Annotated in this window: 15 protein-coding genes and 1 other annotated feature; of the genes, 2 read left to right on the top strand and 13 right to left on the bottom strand. The window is 57.3% G+C overall.

The features are described from left to right. Positions 1 to 383: 383 nt before the first annotated feature. From ihfA to ACORQT_RS10810, 10 genes are all read right to left on the bottom strand, one after another. Positions 384 to 680 carry an integration host factor subunit alpha gene (gene ihfA, locus ACORQT_RS10855; RefSeq protein WP_004931414.1) on the bottom strand — a complete coding sequence of 99 codons (297 nt, stop codon included), beginning with the start codon at positions 678 to 680 and terminating at the stop codon, positions 384 to 386. A 4-nt stretch (positions 681 to 684) separates the two neighbouring features. Then, entirely contained in the window at positions 685 to 3,072 is a 2,388-nt protein-coding gene (pheT, locus tag ACORQT_RS10850; protein ID WP_033642878.1) for a phenylalanine--tRNA ligase subunit beta, read from the bottom strand. A 14-nt stretch (positions 3,073 to 3,086) separates the two neighbouring features. Then, the gene (gene pheS / locus ACORQT_RS10845) at positions 3,087 to 4,070 is read right to left on the bottom strand and encodes a phenylalanine--tRNA ligase subunit alpha (protein ID WP_004931416.1); all 984 of its coding nucleotides are present in this window, start codon (positions 4,068 to 4,070) and stop codon (positions 3,087 to 3,089) included. A 187-nt stretch (positions 4,071 to 4,257) separates the two neighbouring features. After that, positions 4,258 to 4,380 (bottom strand) — a sequence feature (Phe leader region). Continuing rightward, positions 4,332 to 4,376 (bottom strand): pheST operon leader peptide PheM, encoded by a 45-nt coding sequence (gene pheM, locus ACORQT_RS10840; protein WP_121626058.1) that lies wholly within the window; start codon positions 4,374 to 4,376, stop codon positions 4,332 to 4,334. Its footprint overlaps the feature before it by 45 nt. A 113-nt stretch (positions 4,381 to 4,493) precedes the next feature. Beyond that, positions 4,494 to 4,850, bottom strand: a complete 357-nt coding sequence (rplT, locus tag ACORQT_RS10835; protein WP_004931417.1) for a 50S ribosomal protein L20 — start codon at positions 4,848 to 4,850, stop codon at positions 4,494 to 4,496. Positions 4,851 to 4,893: 43 nt separating this feature from the next. Next, positions 4,894 to 5,091: a 50S ribosomal protein L35 gene (gene rpmI / locus ACORQT_RS10830; RefSeq protein WP_004931418.1), complete on the bottom strand. Its 198-nt coding sequence runs from the start codon at positions 5,089 to 5,091 to the stop codon at positions 4,894 to 4,896. 98 nt (positions 5,092 to 5,189) lie between these two features. Further along, positions 5,190 to 5,741 (bottom strand): translation initiation factor IF-3, encoded by a 552-nt coding sequence (infC, locus tag ACORQT_RS10825; protein WP_048233542.1) that lies wholly within the window; start codon positions 5,739 to 5,741, stop codon positions 5,190 to 5,192. Between the two features lie 3 nt (positions 5,742 to 5,744). Then, positions 5,745 to 7,673 (bottom strand): threonine--tRNA ligase, encoded by a 1,929-nt coding sequence (gene thrS / locus ACORQT_RS10820; RefSeq protein WP_025159696.1) that lies wholly within the window; start codon positions 7,671 to 7,673, stop codon positions 5,745 to 5,747. 218 nt (positions 7,674 to 7,891) lie between these two features. Continuing rightward, the gene (locus ACORQT_RS10815; protein ID WP_033642877.1) at positions 7,892 to 8,515 is read right to left on the bottom strand and encodes a hypothetical protein; all 624 of its coding nucleotides are present in this window, start codon (positions 8,513 to 8,515) and stop codon (positions 7,892 to 7,894) included. Between the two features lie 239 nt (positions 8,516 to 8,754). Then, positions 8,755 to 9,804: a YrzE family protein gene (locus ACORQT_RS10810; RefSeq protein ID WP_033642876.1), complete on the bottom strand. Its 1,050-nt coding sequence runs from the start codon at positions 9,802 to 9,804 to the stop codon at positions 8,755 to 8,757. 307 nt (positions 9,805 to 10,111) lie between these two features. Between ACORQT_RS10810 and ACORQT_RS10805 the strand changes: the two genes are divergently transcribed. Beyond that, positions 10,112 to 10,255, top strand: a complete 144-nt coding sequence (locus ACORQT_RS10805) for a hypothetical protein (RefSeq protein ID WP_164057523.1) — start codon at positions 10,112 to 10,114, stop codon at positions 10,253 to 10,255. Positions 10,256 to 10,362: 107 nt separating this feature from the next. Further along, complete coding sequence (locus ACORQT_RS10800; protein ID WP_033652461.1) at positions 10,363 to 11,052, top strand: MarC family NAAT transporter; 690 nt, start codon at positions 10,363 to 10,365, stop codon at positions 11,050 to 11,052. Between the two features lie 36 nt (positions 11,053 to 11,088). Here the strand turns inward: ACORQT_RS10800 and ACORQT_RS10795 are convergent, their stop codons facing one another. From ACORQT_RS10795 to ACORQT_RS10785, 3 genes are all read right to left on the bottom strand, one after another. Then, entirely contained in the window at positions 11,089 to 12,222 is a 1,134-nt protein-coding gene (locus ACORQT_RS10795; protein ID WP_116286382.1) for an ABC transporter substrate-binding protein, read from the bottom strand. A gap of 150 nt (positions 12,223 to 12,372) precedes the next feature. Next, positions 12,373 to 13,656 (bottom strand): serine/threonine protein kinase, encoded by a 1,284-nt coding sequence (locus ACORQT_RS10790; protein WP_033652462.1) that lies wholly within the window; start codon positions 13,654 to 13,656, stop codon positions 12,373 to 12,375. 256 nt (positions 13,657 to 13,912) lie between these two features. Further along, positions 13,913 to 15,250 carry a c-type cytochrome gene (locus ACORQT_RS10785; protein ID WP_164057531.1) on the bottom strand — a complete coding sequence of 446 codons (1,338 nt, stop codon included), beginning with the start codon at positions 15,248 to 15,250 and terminating at the stop codon, positions 13,913 to 13,915. Between the last annotated feature and the right edge of the window lies 1 nt (position 15,251).

Raw genomic sequence — 15,251 nt, 5'->3', positions numbered from 1 at the left:
AACTGACATCGCTTAAGCGGCGCGACAATGATAATTAAACGGATCCCCACCGGAGGATAATAAGATGATTAAACGACTCGGTATGCTGCTGGCCGTGGTCGCCCTGGCCTCAACCCTTAGCGCCTGTTGCTGGGGCCCTCACGGAGGCGGCGGCCACCGTGGCGATGGCCCTGGCCATTATTACGGCCATTATTGAAGTGAGAAATAAAAGCCACGCATTACATGAAATAAGATATAAGAATATTCCGCAATTAAGGGCAATGATTTTCGCCGTGCCGACTTAACGGCTCAATGGAGTCATGTCTTATCGATTAGGAATAAACTGAATTTTGTCCCAGAAAAGAAAAAGGCCGCGCAAGCGGCCTTTTTTGATGTCACGTCACTCACCCTTTCGGGCTGGCGTTTTCTACCCGGCTTTTCAGCTTCTGCCCCGGACGGAAGGTCACCACGCGGCGCGCCGTAATCGGAATGTCTTCGCCGGTCTTCGGGTTACGCCCCGGACGTTGGTTCTTGTCACGCAGATCAAAGTTGCCAAAACCCGACAGTTTTACCTGTTCGCCATTCTCAAGGGCCCGACGGACCTCTTCAAAGAACAGTTCCACCAGGTCTTTGGCGTCCCGTTTGCTAAGCCCAAGCTTCTCAAACAGGTGTTCTGACATTTCAGCTTTAGTAAGCGCCATAGGTTCAATCCCTCAAGGATGCTTGGAATCGCTGTTTTAGAGCCTCTACGCATTTTGCAACGGTAGCGGCTATCTCCTCTTCTTCCAGTGTACGAGCGGTATCCTGCAATACCAGACTGATAGCCAGGCTCTTGTCACCTTCTGCCACGCCCTTGCCACGGTACACGTCAAACAAGTTTACGCCAACTACCTGATTTGCGCCAACTTTCTTACACTCGGCCAAAATATCTTCTGCGGGGACGTTTTCAGCCACCACAATGGCGATATCACGGCGGTTTGCCGGGAAGCGCGAAATCTCCCGCGCCTGAGGCACGGCGCGGCTCGCAAGCTTGTTCCACTCCAGTTCAAACACCACGGTGCGGCCGTTAAGATCCAGTTTACGTTCAAGTTCCGGGTGAACCACACCGATGAAACCAACGCGTTCGCCGTGCAAATAAATCGCCGCACTTTGCCCTGGATGCAGGGCCGGATTGGCTTCCGCCCGGAACTGAATTTCGGATAATTTACCGGTCAGCTCGAGGACAGACTCCAGATCCCCTTTTAAATCATAGAAGTCGACGGGCTTGCGCGCCAGATCCCAATGTTCATCGTGCGTATGGCCGGCGATCACGCCCGCCAGCATGACGTCCTGACGGATACCCAGATCTGCCGCACTATCAGGCACAAAGCGCAGGCCGCTTTCGAACAGGCGCAGGCGCGTCTGCTGGCGGTTCTGGTTATACACCACCGCAGACAGCAAACCGGTCCACAGCGACAGACGCATCGCCGACATTTCGACCGAAATCGGGCTCGGCAGGATCAGCGCTTCTTCATTCGGGTGCAGCAGCGCCTGCACTTTCGGATCGACGAAGCTGTAGGTGATCGCTTCCTGATAACCGTGATCGACCAGCATGGTCTTCACGCGCTTGAGCGTCAGATCGGCTTCGCGATGCTGGGTCATCACCAAATCGGCGCGCACCGGCACATCCGGAATGTTGTCGTAGCCGTAAACGCGCGCCACTTCTTCCACCAGATCCTCTTCGATCTCCATATCGAAACGCCAGCTCGGCGCGACCGCTTGCCAGCTGTCGCCCTGTTCGGTCACCTGGCAACCCAGGCGGCGCAGAATGTCGCTGACCTGCTCGCTCGGCACCACGTGGCCGATCAGGCGATCCAGCTTCTCGCGGCGCAGCGTGATGGTGGCGCGTTTCGGCAGTTCATTCTCGTGAGTCACGTCGATAATCGGGCCGGCCTGGCCGCCGCAGATGTCGAGCAGCAGGCGCGTGGCGCGCTCCATGGCTTTGTACTGCAGCGCCGGATCGACGCCGCGCTCATAGCGGTGAGAAGCATCGGTGTGCAGGCCGTGACGGCGCGCGCGGCCGGTGATCGACAGCGGGCTGAAGAAAGCGCACTCCAGCAGCACGTCCTGGGTTTCGCCGTTGACGCCGGAATGCTCGCCGCCGAAGATGCCGCCCATCGCCAATGCTTTTTGGTGATCGGCGATCACTAAGGTGTCGGCGTTCAGTTTGGCTTCGTTGCCGTCCAGCAGCGTCAAGGTTTCCCCTTCTTCCGCCATGCGTACCACGATGCCGCCGTCGATGCGGCTCAGATCGAAAGCGTGCATCGGCTGGCCAAGTTCCAACAGCACATAGTTGGTGACGTCGACGACGGCATCGATAGAACGGATACCGCAACGACGCAGTTTTTCACGCATCCACAGCGGGCTTGGCGCCTTCACGTTGATGCCTTTGACCACGCGGCCCAGATAACGCGGGCACGCCTGCGGCGCATCAACGCGGATCGGCAGCGTGGCGTCAATCGTCGCGGGCACCGGGCTCATGTCCGGCTCGGTCAGCGCAACCTGGTTCAGTACGCCCACGTCACGCGCGACGCCGATGATGCCCAGGCAGTCGGCGCGGTTCGGGGTGACGCTGATCTCGATGGTGTTGTCGTTCAGTTTCAGATAGTCACGGATGTCGGTGCCAATCGGCGCATCCAGTGGCAGCTCGATAATGCCGTCATGATCGTCAGAAATGCCCAGTTCGGAGAACGAACACAGCATGCCTTCCGAAGGTTCGCCGCGCAGTTTGGCGGCCTTGATTTTGAAATCGCCCGGCAGCACCGCGCCCACGGTGGCGACCGCCACTTTCAGGCCGGTGCGGCAGTTCGGCGCGCCGCAGACGATGTCGAGCAAGCGATCGCCGCCCACGTTAACTTTAGTGACACGCAGTTTATCGGCGTTCGGGTGCTGACCGCACTCGACAACCTCACCCACCACGACGCCGTTAAACGCGCCGGCAACCGGATCCACGCCGTCCACTTCCAAACCGGCCATGGTGATTTGATCGGATAATGCTTCGCTGCTGATGGCCGGGTTTACCCATTCGCGCAACCAGAGTTCACTGAATTTCATGTGATATTCCCGCCTTACTTAAACTGTTTGAGGAAACGCAGATCGTTTTCGAAGAATGCGCGCAGGTCGGTGACGCCGTAACGCAGCATCGTCAGGCGCTCCATGCCCATACCGAAGGCGAAGCCGGAGTAAACTTCCGGATCGATGCCCACGTTGCGCAGCACGTTCGGATGCACCATGCCGCAGCCCAGCACTTCCAGCCATTTACCGTTTTTACCCATCACGTCCACTTCGGCGGACGGCTCGGTGAACGGGAAGTAGGACGGACGGAAACGAACCTGCAGGTCTTCTTCAAAGAAGTTATTCAGGAAATCGTGCAGCGTGCCCTTCAGGTTGGTGAAGCTGATGTCTTTATCGACGATCAGCCCTTCCATCTGGTGGAACATCGGGGTGTGAGTCTGATCGTAGTCGTTACGATAAACGCGGCCCGGCGCAATGATGCGGATCGGCGGCTGCTGGTTCTTCATGGTGCGGATCTGCACGCCGGAGGTCTGAGTGCGCAGCAGGCGCGTGGCGTCGAACCAGAAAGTATCGTGGTCGGCGCGCGCCGGGTGATGCCCTGGAATGTTCAGCGCGTCGAAGTTATGGTAATCGTCTTCAATCTCCGGGCCGGTAGCGACGGAGAAGCCCAGCTCGCCGAAGAAGGTTTCGATGCGGTCGATGGTACGGGTCACCGGGTGCAGGCCGCCGTTTTCCATGCGACGGCCCGGCAGGGAGACGTCGATGGTTTCAGCCGCCAGGCGCGCGTTCAGCGCGGCGCTTTCCAGCGCGTTCTTACGCGCGTTCAGGGCGTCTTGCACCTCTTGCTTGGCCTGGTTGATCACCGCGCCGGCCGCCGGGCGGTCTTCCGCCGGTACGTCGCGCAGAGACTGCATCTGCAAGGTGAAATGACCTTTCTTGCCAAAATATTCGACGCGCACCAAATCTAACGCGGCAACATCCTGGGCATCTTCTACGGCTGCCTTGGCATTGGCAACCAGCTCTGCGAGATGTGGCATTGCTTTCCTCTTCCTCTGGCCGGGATGGCCCTAAGTAATTGTTATCTATTATTCGAACACGCCTTTGAGCAATCTTCAAAGACTTTTCAATGCGTTGCCGGCCAGGCGGCTCGCCTGCGCGGCGCAGGGCCGGCTGAGTACCCGCCGTTCTGACCGCAACGCTTTGCAAGGCGGGACGATGGCCAAAAACAAAAAAGCCTCCACGAGGGAGGCTTAGGCGCTACTTTTCGTTTCTTTTCTTACGCGCAAAGCCTCCTGAAATCAGGCGCTAAAGTAAAAAAAGAAACGAAAAATAGCTGCGTGCATAATTGCGGTACCTTGTCGATGATTGTCCACCAGTGATATAGCGGCGGGCAATGAAAGTCAATATTTGTCGCTGAAAACAAAGATTAAAAGAGGGAGCAAGCTCCCTCTTCTACTGACTTACGCCAGAGCTGCTTTCGCTTTCTCAACCAGTGCGCCGAAGGCCACTTTGTCGAAGACTGCGATGTCAGCCAGGATCTTACGGTCAATTTCGATCGAGGCTTTTTTCAGGCCGTTGATGAACTTGCTGTAAGACAGACCGTTCTGACGAGCAGCTGCGTTGATACGTGCAATCCACAGCTGACGGAACTGACGCTTACGTTGACGACGGTCACGGTAAGCATACTGACCTGCTTTGATTACTGCCTGGAAGGCAACACGATATACGCGCGAACGGGCACCGTAGTAGCCTTTCGCCTGCTTCATGATTTTCTTGTGACGTGCGCGTGCAATTACACCACGTTTTACGCGAGCCATATGCTCTCTCCTAAAGTCTTATTCTAAATTCAAAAAAAATGGCTTATGCGTACGGCAGGCACGCGGTAACCAGGACCAGATCGTTTTTAGACACCATGCCTTTCGGACGCAGGTGACGTTTACGCTTGGTTGCTTTTTTGGTCAGAATATGACGCAGGTTGGCATGTTTACGCTTAAAACCACCGCTGCCGGTTTTTTTGAAGCGCTTGGCTGCACCACGTACAGTTTTAATCTTTGGCATTTTAATTAAATCCACTTCGCATTGTTAAACAACGAATCAGTTGGGCGAATAAAACCCACACAGCGCAAGCGCCGCGCGGGTTCCATTACTTGTAAGCCTTACTGTTTCTTCTTAGGAGCGAGCACCATAATCATCTGGCGGCCTTCGATCTTCGTAGGGAAGGACTCGACCACTGCCAGATCCATATCTTCACACAGGTCTTTACGGACGCGGTTAAGCACTTCCATGCCGATCTGCTGGTGCGCCATCTCACGCCCGCGGAAACGCAGGGTGATTTTGGCTTTATCGCCATCTTCCAGAAAGCGAATCAGGTTGCGTAGTTTGACCTGATAGTCGCCATCATCGGTGCCAGGACGGAATTTGATTTCCTTAACCTGGATAACTTTTTGCTTCTTCTTCTGTTCTTTCGTCGACTTGCTCTTCTCGTAGAGGAATTTGCCGTAATCCATGATTCGGCAAACTGGCGGTTCGGCATTTGGGCTGATTTCTACTAAATCAACGCCCGCTTCCTCAGCTTTTTCAAGAGCTTCATTCAGACTGACAATACCAATCTGCTCGCCATCGACGCCGGTTAGGCGAACTTCTTGCGCGCGAATTTCTCTGTTAATGCGATTAGGACGCGCCGGTTGAACTCGTTTTCCGCCTTTAATACTTTATTCCTCCAGTTGATGAAGACTACGGCTGCGAATCTCTTTCAGCAGCTTGTCTACGACTTCGTTTACGTCCAGGCTTCCCAAGTCTTTGCCACGGCGGGTACGAACGGCAACTTTGCCTGCTTCGACCTCTTTGTCACCGCACACCAACATGTAAGGGACTCGACGTAAAGTATGTTCGCGAATTTTAAAGCCAATCTTCTCATTTCTCAAGTCCGCTTTCACGCGAATACCTGCATCCTGCAGTTTTTTGGTCAATTGCTGGACGTAATCAGACTGGCTGTCGGTGATATTCATCACCACCACCTGCACCGGAGCGATCCAGGTCGGGTAGAACCCGGCATATTCTTCGGTAAGGATACCGATGAAGCGTTCCATGGAACCCAAAATGGCGCGGTGAATCATTACCGGCACGACGCGATCGTTGTTTTCGCCAACGTACGATGCGCCCAAACGGCCCGGCAAGAAGAAATCGAGCTGCACGGTACCACATTGCCATGCGCGATCCAAACAATCATGCAGGGTAAATTCAATTTTCGGTCCGTAGAAGGCGCCCTCGCCCGGCTGGTACTCGAACGGAATGCCGTTCTCGGTCAGCGCGGCGGCCAGGTCTTCTTCTGCACGGGTCCACATGTCGTCGGTGCCGATACGTTTTTCCGGACGCGTGGACAGCTTGACGGCGATCTTGTCGAAGCCGAAAGTGCCGTACACGTCATAGACCATGCGAATGCATTCGTTCACTTCGGCGCGCACCTGCTCTTCGGTACAGAAGATGTGGGCGTCATCCTGCGTGAAGCCGCGCACGCGCATCAGGCCGTGCAGGGAACCCGAAGGCTCGTTGCGGTGGCAGCTGCCGAATTCGCCCATGCGCAGCGGCAAATCGCGGTACGACTTCAGGCCCTGGTTGAAGATCTGCACGTGACCCGGGCAGTTCATCGGCTTGATGCAGTATTCGCGGTTTTCCGACGCGGTGGTGAACATGGCGTCTTTGTAGTTTTCCCAGTGGCCGGTTTTTTCCCACAGCACGCGGTCCATCATGAACGGACCTTTCACTTCCTGGTACTGATATTCTTTGAGCTTCATGCGCACGAAGGCTTCCAGCTCGCGGAAGATAGTCCAACCGTCGTTGTGCCAGAACACCATGCCCGGCGCTTCTTCCTGCATGTGATACAGGTCGAGCTGTTTGCCGATCTTGCGGTGATCGCGCTTGGCCGCTTCTTCCAGGCGTTGCAGGTAGGCGTTCAGCTGCTTCTTGTCTGCCCAGGCGGTACCGTAGATACGCTGCAGCATTTTGTTTTTGCTGTCGCCGCGCCAGTAAGCGCCGGAGGTTTTCTGCAGTTTGAAATGGTGGCAGAAACGCATGTTCGGCACGTGCGGACCGCGGCACATGTCGACGTATTCTTCGTGGTGATACAGGCCCGGACGATCGTCATGGCTGATGTTCTCATCCAGGATCGCCACTTTATAGATTTCGCCGCGCTCAGCGAAGGTGTCGCGGGCTTCTTGCCAGCTGACCTTCTTCTTGATGACGTCGTAATCCTTATCGGCCAACTCGTGCATCCGCTTTTCCAGCAGATCCAGGTCTTCCTGCGTCAGGGTGCGGTCGATATCCACGTCATAATAGAAACCGTTGTCGATCACCGGACCGATCGCCATTTTGGTATCCGGCCACAGCTGCTTGATCGCATGACCCAGCAGGTGCGCGCAGGAGTGGCGCATGATTTCCAGACCGTCTTCGTCTTTGATGGTGATGATGGCCAGCTGCGCATCTGATTCGATCAGATCGCCGGCGTCGACCAGCTCGCCGTTGACGCGGCCGGCGATACAGGCTTTCGCCAGGCCAGGGCCGATATCGCGCGCGACATCCATCGGGGAAACGGGGTGGTCGAAATGACGCTGACTTCCGTCAGGAAGGGTAATAACAGGCATTAATAATTCCTTATCTACAGTGGTGACCCACACGACAGATCACATGCAGTACGAAAATTGGATTTTGGGTTTGGTCAGCCAGGTTTCAGATCTCGCCCACAATTGCCAGATTGAAACCTCACTGGGTATACAGAATGGAACGCATACCTTCTCAGCCGCATTCGGCTAAGCGAATAGTATCACTAAAATTGTTCCGGATAAATAAAGCGCCGCCGCCCTCACGCTTTCGCTCTATCCGGCGCAAACACGCCTTTCAGGTAGCTAAGGGTGGCCAGCAGGCACAGGCCGTAGCCCAGCAGTTCGCATCCCTCTTCCACCATGTTTTTCACCACCCGGTTGTAACCGTCCAGCATCAGCGTTTGCCACAGCGCGCTCATGCCGAACAGGCGTGAAAACACCAGGATGCACAGCAGGCCGGCGCACATCATGCCGTAGCCAGGGTGCGACACGACATAGACCAGACCGCGCGCCGTAGCCGCAATATGCCTTGCGGCATGCCACAGACAGGCCAAGGCGACCGCCAGCGCGAACCACACCCAGGCGCCGTGCCACAACGCATCGAAAGCGAAGTCCATCTCGCGGATCAGCATGCAGAGAAAGAAGCCGCCAACCAGCAGCCAGGCGGAACGACGCTCGGCCTGTCGCCGAGCCGCGGCAAAGAAACCGCCGGAGATGGCGAGCAGCAACAGCTCCTGCGCCGCTTCGGTCAACGAAGTTTCATGCACGAAGTTATGCAGCCAGTGCACATCGATAAACACCAGGCCGACCAATGCCGCCATGAAGGCGGCGGAAAGCGCGAATGCGCCGATTTTCCCCAGTAAAATATGCAGTTCTTGTTTCATAATCACACTCATTATTATTTACAGCGCATCTATGGTATCCACCTGTTCTCAGGGATCGTGGCAATTGATGCCTAATGCCCTGCGCCGCGCGAAAGGTGGTCGTTAATTACGCCGAAACAATAAAAAACCCCGGCACCTGGGCCGGGGTGAGGCCAGTCTTTCCTGGCAGTCACTTCATCGTCGTCAGTATTCCAGGCTCTCATCCCTATATCATCGAGACGCGCAAAGGAGCCTGAAGATTACGCCTGCGCAGGTGATACCGCGATACGGCGGACATTGGTGTTAACGCCCCACAAGCCGGCCAACGCACTGACCACTGCGCCAATCAACAGCGCAAAGAACGACCACAATGCGGCCCGCGACAATTCGTCCGCAGCAGCGGCAGCCTGTTCGCGCGCCTTCTGTTTCAGCTCCACATACTCCTGTTTTGCCTGATTGATTTTTGCTTCGGCGTCATCCAAACGCTGATTAACCAGCTGCGCAGTTTTATTTTTGGCTTCGACCAAATTCTTCACCGTCTGGTCCACTTCCTGCGGCGTCATATCGGTATTTTCCGCCAAGGCCTTTTTCAGGGCGTCTTGATCCACATCTTGCGAGATGGCCTCACCCTGTTTTTTAAGCTTGGCGACCAGTTGATTAATAATGGCGTCGCTATTGTCAGGCTGAAGTGCCAGAGCTTTTACTGCGTCCGCCAAATCAGTTTTGGCCGCATTCAACTGCTGTTGCATGAATTCAGGCTGCAATGACGGGATACCGCTTTTTTTAAGCGCCGTAACCACATCGCCTTGCAGCTGTTCAGGTTCCAAGGTTGTGTCAATGCCCAACTTGTCAAACACTTTACCGCCGGCGTCCGCCAATCCGGATGCCCCTTTGCCAATCGCTGAACCGGCGCCGGAGAGCAAGCTGCCGGAGGTCGAAGCGATAGCGCCCAGCGCATTGCCGGTCGCCTTCACGGCAGACCCGACCAGCATCCCCCCCAGCACCGCCGCCACAATCAGTGAGGTCGCCCATACCAGGAAGCCATGAATAAGTCCGTCATTAGCAGCCAAACGCCCGGCAATAAAAGCGCCGGCGGCCAAACTAATAATGATTGAAACAGCGGACCAAATCACTACGGTGGTACCGGCGCCGTTTATCGGATCGTCTGATGTCGGATCCACGATGGAGAATCCAAGACTGGTGCCTAACGTCGACAGCAACAGTGAAACAGCCAATACGGTGATCACGCCGCCGATGACGCTGCCCCAGGAGATTTTTTTCGCCGCTACCCATTCTTTTGCCACTTCCATAGTAAAACTCCTTTTAAGTTTTCGATTATAAAGAAATGCCAGAAAGCCTTACCATTATAGACCCGCTTCATCAACCAGGCGGTTAAAGGGTGAAAACAGTTAAAAATAATTAATGATAATGACTTCAGACGTGCGTTTACTTTCAGCGGCGCTACGCTGACAGACCGCCTTAGCGTCACTATTCTTACGCTATCCACCAGAGAACAGGGTCTTAGCGCACAACATGAACCGGTTACTCGCAGTCCTCGTCGTGCTATGCGCGGTATTAGCAACGTTGTATGGGCGGGTGCATTTTGGCGCGCGTTCGGTGCCGCGCGCGATTGCGGTCAACGAGGCGCCGCTGGGGTGTGAGGATGAACCTGAGCTCGCCGGCGAGTGCGGCGATGACGATGAGTCTCGCGCCGACGAATTTCGCCGGCCGGCGACGCTGAACGCCCGGGCCGACGGTTAATTAACGTTACGAGCTATCCCCATTGCCGCCAGGCGTACGGCAGGCTAGGCTGTTCAGCTCATGGGCCGCCGTTTGGCGGCTTGAACGTTGCACAGGGAGTCAATTTTATGACGGGTATTTTGCAGTTATTCCAGGCCATCGGACTGGGTTTGGTGCTGCTGTTGCCGCTGGCCAACCCGCTGACCACGGTGGCGTTGCTGCTCGGGTTGTCCGGCAATATGACGCGCGAAGAGCGTAATCAGCAGTCGCTGATGGCCTCGGTTTATGTGTTCTGCATCATGACGGTGGCGTTTTACGCCGGGCAGGTGGTGATGAACACCTTCGGCATTTCGATCCCCGGCCTGCGCATCGCCGGCGGCCTGATCGTCGCCTTCATCGGTTTTCGCATGCTGTTCCCGCAGCAGAGCCCCGAAGACGCGCCGGAGGTGGAGAGCAAGTCGCACGAGCTGCGCCACAAGACGTCGGCCAACATCGCCTTCGTGCCGCTGGCCATGCCGAGCACCGCCGGGCCGGGCACCATCGCGATGATCATCAGCTCGGCGTCGAGCGTCAAAGCGAACTCGCTGGGTTTTGAACCCTGGGTGTTGGCCGTGGCGCCGGTCGCCATCTTCCTGACGGTCGCGGTGATCCTGTGGGCCTGCCTGCTCAGTTCCGGCGCCATCATGCGGTTGGTGGGAAAAAGCGGCATCGAGGCGATCTCGCGCCTGATGGGGTTCCTGCTGGTGTGCATGGGCGTTCAGTTCATCATCAACGGCGTGCTGGAGATCATCTCCACCTATACACCGGCCGCCGCCTGACCATGAAAAACGGGCGCGACATCGCGCCCGTTGCCGTTATTTCCCCGCCGGCGCCTGCGCGCCCAAAATGCCCTTGCCTTCCGGCACTTCGGTAAAGCGACTGAGGATCTCGCTGTAGGTCTTGGCCGGATCCAAATCCGGGAACTGCGCCGGATAGATAAACTTCGCCAGATACTCTAGCCCGACGATGTTGTACGGGTGGTTGTAGAAGTTATGGTAGATGCCGTAGAACCGCCCTTCCTTCACCGCCGACACCTGCGAGAACCCCGGGCGCTGCTTCATGCGGTTGAAGGCCTCATCCACCTGCTGCTGCGTCACGCCATAGCCGAACGGCACCGCTGCGTTGGTCTTGCTGGCCCACTGTGAGCCGGAAACGATATACGCATCCGGTTTCATGCTGATCACTTTTTCCAGCGCCACGTCGCCGGTCGCGCCCGGCAGCAGCGCAGAACCGATGTTGCGCGCGCCGACCGCTTCGACCAACGCGCCCCAGCCGACGTGCGCATGGGTGAAGCAGCAGGATTCCAGGCCATTCAGACCGGCCTTGGCTTCAAAGAACACCAACGGTTTAGGTTCCACCGCCTGCGTTTTGGCCAGAATGGCCTGATAATGCTGCTGATAATAATCGGTATATTGCTTGGCTTCGCTTTCACGGTTGAGGGTTTCCCCCAACAGCGTCACGCTTTTCGGCGTGTTTTCCACCGGCTTGAGCATGGTATCGATAAACAACACCGGCACGTTCAGCGCCTTCAGCTTATCCAGCACGCCGGTTTGGCTCAGCGAAGGCTTGGAGCGCAGCTGGGCGATCATCAGATCGGGGCGCTTGGCGATCACGCTCTCCAGATTCACTTCGCCTTTATCGCTGAATCCCATGTCGATGATGTTTTTCGCCGCCGGCCATTTGCTCTGCAAGATTTCCCAGGTCGCCGCGTCGCTTTTCTTCAGCAGGTTATTCCAGGCCACCAGCCGGCCGAACGGGTTGGCGCGATCGAGCAGCGCCAGCGTAAGAATGTCGCGCCCGTCCTGCACCACGATGCGTTTCGGCTCCTGCGGGAGGGTGACCGTCTGGCCGGAGGTGTCGGTCAGGGTCAACGGATAGGTAGTGGCCATCGCCGGAGAGGCGAGTAAGGCGGCGCAAACCAGCGCCGGCAAAGTGATTCGACGGTGCACGAAAGACTCCTTAGTCATGAATACATTCAGGAAATACTAATGAGAATGGCTTGCATTATCAAAGATAACGCCCGGCATGCCGGCGATTAATTGCAAAGGGATGTGTAAAGGAAGGATAAGAGGCGCGCCGGAGCCGGCGCGCCCAGGGGATCATATAAGGCCGTAGATCAGCGCCGAGAGCGCGATCAGCCCCATCACCAGCACGAAGACGTTGCTCGCCGCGCGATATTGGCGCATGGCCGGCACCGCACGCACGGCGTACATCGGCAGGATGAACAGGATCGCCGCAATCAGCGGGCCGCTGATGGTTTCGATGATATGCAGCGCGCTGGGGTTCCACACCGTCGCCGCCCAGGTGAGCAGGAACAGCGACACCGCCGAAATGCGGTGCGTCATGCGCGAGCTGAGCGGCTTGCCGACCGCGCGCGTGACGCCGTCGATCAGGCTGGTCGCCCCTTCCGTCACCCCCAGCGAGGTGCCGAGATAGGATTTGGCCATCGCCAGCATCGCCATCACCGGGCCAAGGTAGGCGATCAGCGGGTTGGAGAACTTGTTGGCCAGCGTGGTCAGCACCGTGATGTTCTGCTCTTTCGCCTGCAGCATGTCTTCATGAGACAGGCTCAGCACGCAGCTGAACACGAAGAACAGCACGGTAACGCAGATCAGCACATAGCTGTAGCGCATGATGCGCGCGCAGCGGCGTTCCGCCTTGTCGCCGTACAGGCTCTTCTGGGTCGAGGCGAAGGAAGAGATGATCGGCGCATGGCTGAAGGAAAACACCATCACCGGCACGGCCAGCCACAGAGAATGCCACAATCCCGGCGTGTCGAAGCGGGTGGCGGCCAGGCCATGCACGAAGTTGGCGGTATTCCAGCTCGGCATCAGATAGAGCGAAATGCCCATCAGGAACACCAGCAGTGGGAACACCAGCATGCCCATCGCCGCCACGATGCTGTCTTTGCCGCGCAGCAGCACCAGATTGAGCACCACCACCACGGCCAGGCTCAGCCACAGGCGCGGCAGCGGCGCCACGTGAAACTGATGGATCAGGAAGCTGTCCAGCGCGTTGGTGATCGAAATGCTGTACACCAGCACGATCGGGAAGAACGCCATCAGATACAGCACCATGATGATTTTGCCGGCCAGCACGCCGAAGTGTTCCACCACCACATCGTGAATGTTGCCGTCGCGGCTGGAGCCGGAAAGCACGAAGCGGCTGAGCGCGCGGTGCGGCAAATAGGTCAGCGGGAAAGCGAACAGCGCCATCAACAGCAGCACCAGCGGGCCGTTCAGGCCGGCGTTGATCGGCAAGAACAACGTACCTGCGCCCACCGCAGTCGCATAGAGACCGAACATCCAGACGGTGTCGGTTTTGTTCCATTTGGCAGTCTGAGCGGCCGTCAGCGTGCCTGAATCGGGAGAAATCGTACTCATGAGACAGTCTACCTTAATCTGCGGCGACAACGATTGCGCCTAACGGGATATCCTTCTCCGCGAGTTTTTTAATAATAATCAGTGAATTAAAGCGATATTTCATACTTACGCCTGATGAAAGGACGGCAAAGGATAATGAAAAATCCGCTGCGGGTCTATGTTTTATCGGCTGAACGGACGATTTGCGAACACAATCTGCTGAAAAAGCAGGCGGCGGCAGAAAAACTAAGGGCCCCTTGCGGAGCCCTTAAACGGTTTACTTCTTCGCGTCCGGATGGTCCGGCACCTCGGCGCTGCCCATCTCCTTCTCATCGCGGATCATCGAGCGGTCTTTACGCACGTCGGCCACATCGGAGGCGCTCACCGGTTTGGCGCTGTTGCCCCAGCTGGAGCGGATGAAGTTCACCACGTCCCCCACCTGCTGATCGTTCAAACGCCAGCCAAACGGCGGCATGGTGATGTTGGACACCGCGCCCTGCACCGCCGGCGTGGTGTTGCCGGTCAGCACGATGTGGATCAGCGAGGTCGCGTCCTCGGTCTGCACCACCGGATTGCCCTTCAGCGACGGGAAGGCGCGCTTGTAGCCCACGCCGTCGGTGCGGTGGCAGGCCGCGCAGTTATCAACATACAGGGCCGCGCCGGGCTTGCTGTCATTCCCCCGCCACAGATCCTTGGCCACGCTGTCTTCGACCGGCGCCGCCTGCTGCTTGCCGTCTTTCGATGGCAGCGATTTCAGGTAGCGCGCGATGGCGGTCAGATCGTCGTCGCTCAGGTATTGCAGGCTGTGCTCCACGACGTCGCTCATGCCGCCGAACACGATGGCTTTGTCGTTACGGCCGGTTTTCAGGAACTCGGTCAGCTCGGCTTCGCTCCAGCTGCCCAGGCCGTCCTTGCGGTCGCCGCGCAGGCTGGAAGCCACCCACCCGTCGATCGGCGCGTTGCTCCCGGACAGGTAGTCGTCGCTTTCGCTGTTGCTCAACGCTTTCTCCTGCATGGTGATGCTGCGCGGGGTATGGCAGGCGCCGCAGTGGCCCAGGCCTTCCACCAGGTAGCGGCCGCGCTCAATCACCGGATCGGCCTTGGCGTCGGCGACAAAATCCGCCGGCGACGGCGCAAACATGCCGCGCCAGATGCTCAGCGGCCAGCGCATCGACAGCGGCCACGGGATGTCGGAATCCTTGTTGGCCTGCTCCACCGGCTGCACGCCGTGCATGAAATAGGCATACATGGCGCGCATGTCGTCCTCTTTCACCAGCGCGAACGACGGGTACGGCATCGCCGGGTACAGGGTGCTGCCGTTTTTGGCTACGCCCTTACGCACCGCGTTGTCGAAATCCTCGAAGCTGTAATCGCCGATGCCGGTTTTCTTGTCCGGCGTAATGTTGGTCGAGTAGATGGTGCCGATCGGCGTCTCCATCGCCAGGCCGCCGGCGAAGGTCTTGCCGTTCTTGCCATCGGTATGGCAGGCCACACAGTCACCGGCGCGCGCCAGGTACTCGCCGCGCTTGATCAGCTCGCTGCTGACGGTGGCGTCCTGCGCCCAAACGGAGAAACTCACTGCACTGAGAACCAGTGCCGGTACAAATGCTTTCATC

It is taken from the genome of Serratia sp. (in: enterobacteria) (assembly GCF_052400455.1).
Classification (GTDB): Bacteria; Pseudomonadota; Gammaproteobacteria; order Enterobacterales; family Enterobacteriaceae; genus Serratia; species Serratia ureilytica.
This window is presented reverse-complemented; position numbering and strand designations above follow the sequence as displayed.

Coding starts and splice junctions, on each gene's coding strand:
- ACORQT_RS10810 (WP_033642876.1), bottom strand. CDS start 9,804: ATGGAAGTGGCAAAAGAATGGGTAGCGGCGAAAAAAATCTCCTGGGGC.
- rpmI (WP_004931418.1), bottom strand. CDS start 5,091: ATGCCAAAGATTAAAACTGTACGTGGTGCAGCCAAGCGCTTCAAAAAA.
- rplT (WP_004931417.1), bottom strand. CDS start 4,850: ATGGCTCGCGTAAAACGTGGTGTAATTGCACGCGCACGTCACAAGAAA.
- ACORQT_RS10785 (WP_164057531.1), bottom strand. CDS start 15,250: ATGAAAGCATTTGTACCGGCACTGGTTCTCAGTGCAGTGAGTTTCTCC.
- ACORQT_RS10790 (WP_033652462.1), bottom strand. CDS start 13,656: ATGAGTACGATTTCTCCCGATTCAGGCACGCTGACGGCCGCTCAGACT.
- pheT (WP_033642878.1), bottom strand. CDS start 3,072: ATGAAATTCAGTGAACTCTGGTTGCGCGAATGGGTAAACCCGGCCATC.
- ACORQT_RS10800 (WP_033652461.1), top strand. CDS start 10,363: ATGACGGGTATTTTGCAGTTATTCCAGGCCATCGGACTGGGTTTGGTG.
- ihfA (WP_004931414.1), bottom strand. CDS start 680: ATGGCGCTTACTAAAGCTGAAATGTCAGAACACCTGTTTGAGAAGCTT.
- thrS (WP_025159696.1), bottom strand. CDS start 7,673: ATGCCTGTTATTACCCTTCCTGACGGAAGTCAGCGTCATTTCGACCAC.
- ACORQT_RS10815 (WP_033642877.1), bottom strand. CDS start 8,515: ATGAAACAAGAACTGCATATTTTACTGGGGAAAATCGGCGCATTCGCG.
- pheS (WP_004931416.1), bottom strand. CDS start 4,070: ATGCCACATCTCGCAGAGCTGGTTGCCAATGCCAAGGCAGCCGTAGAA.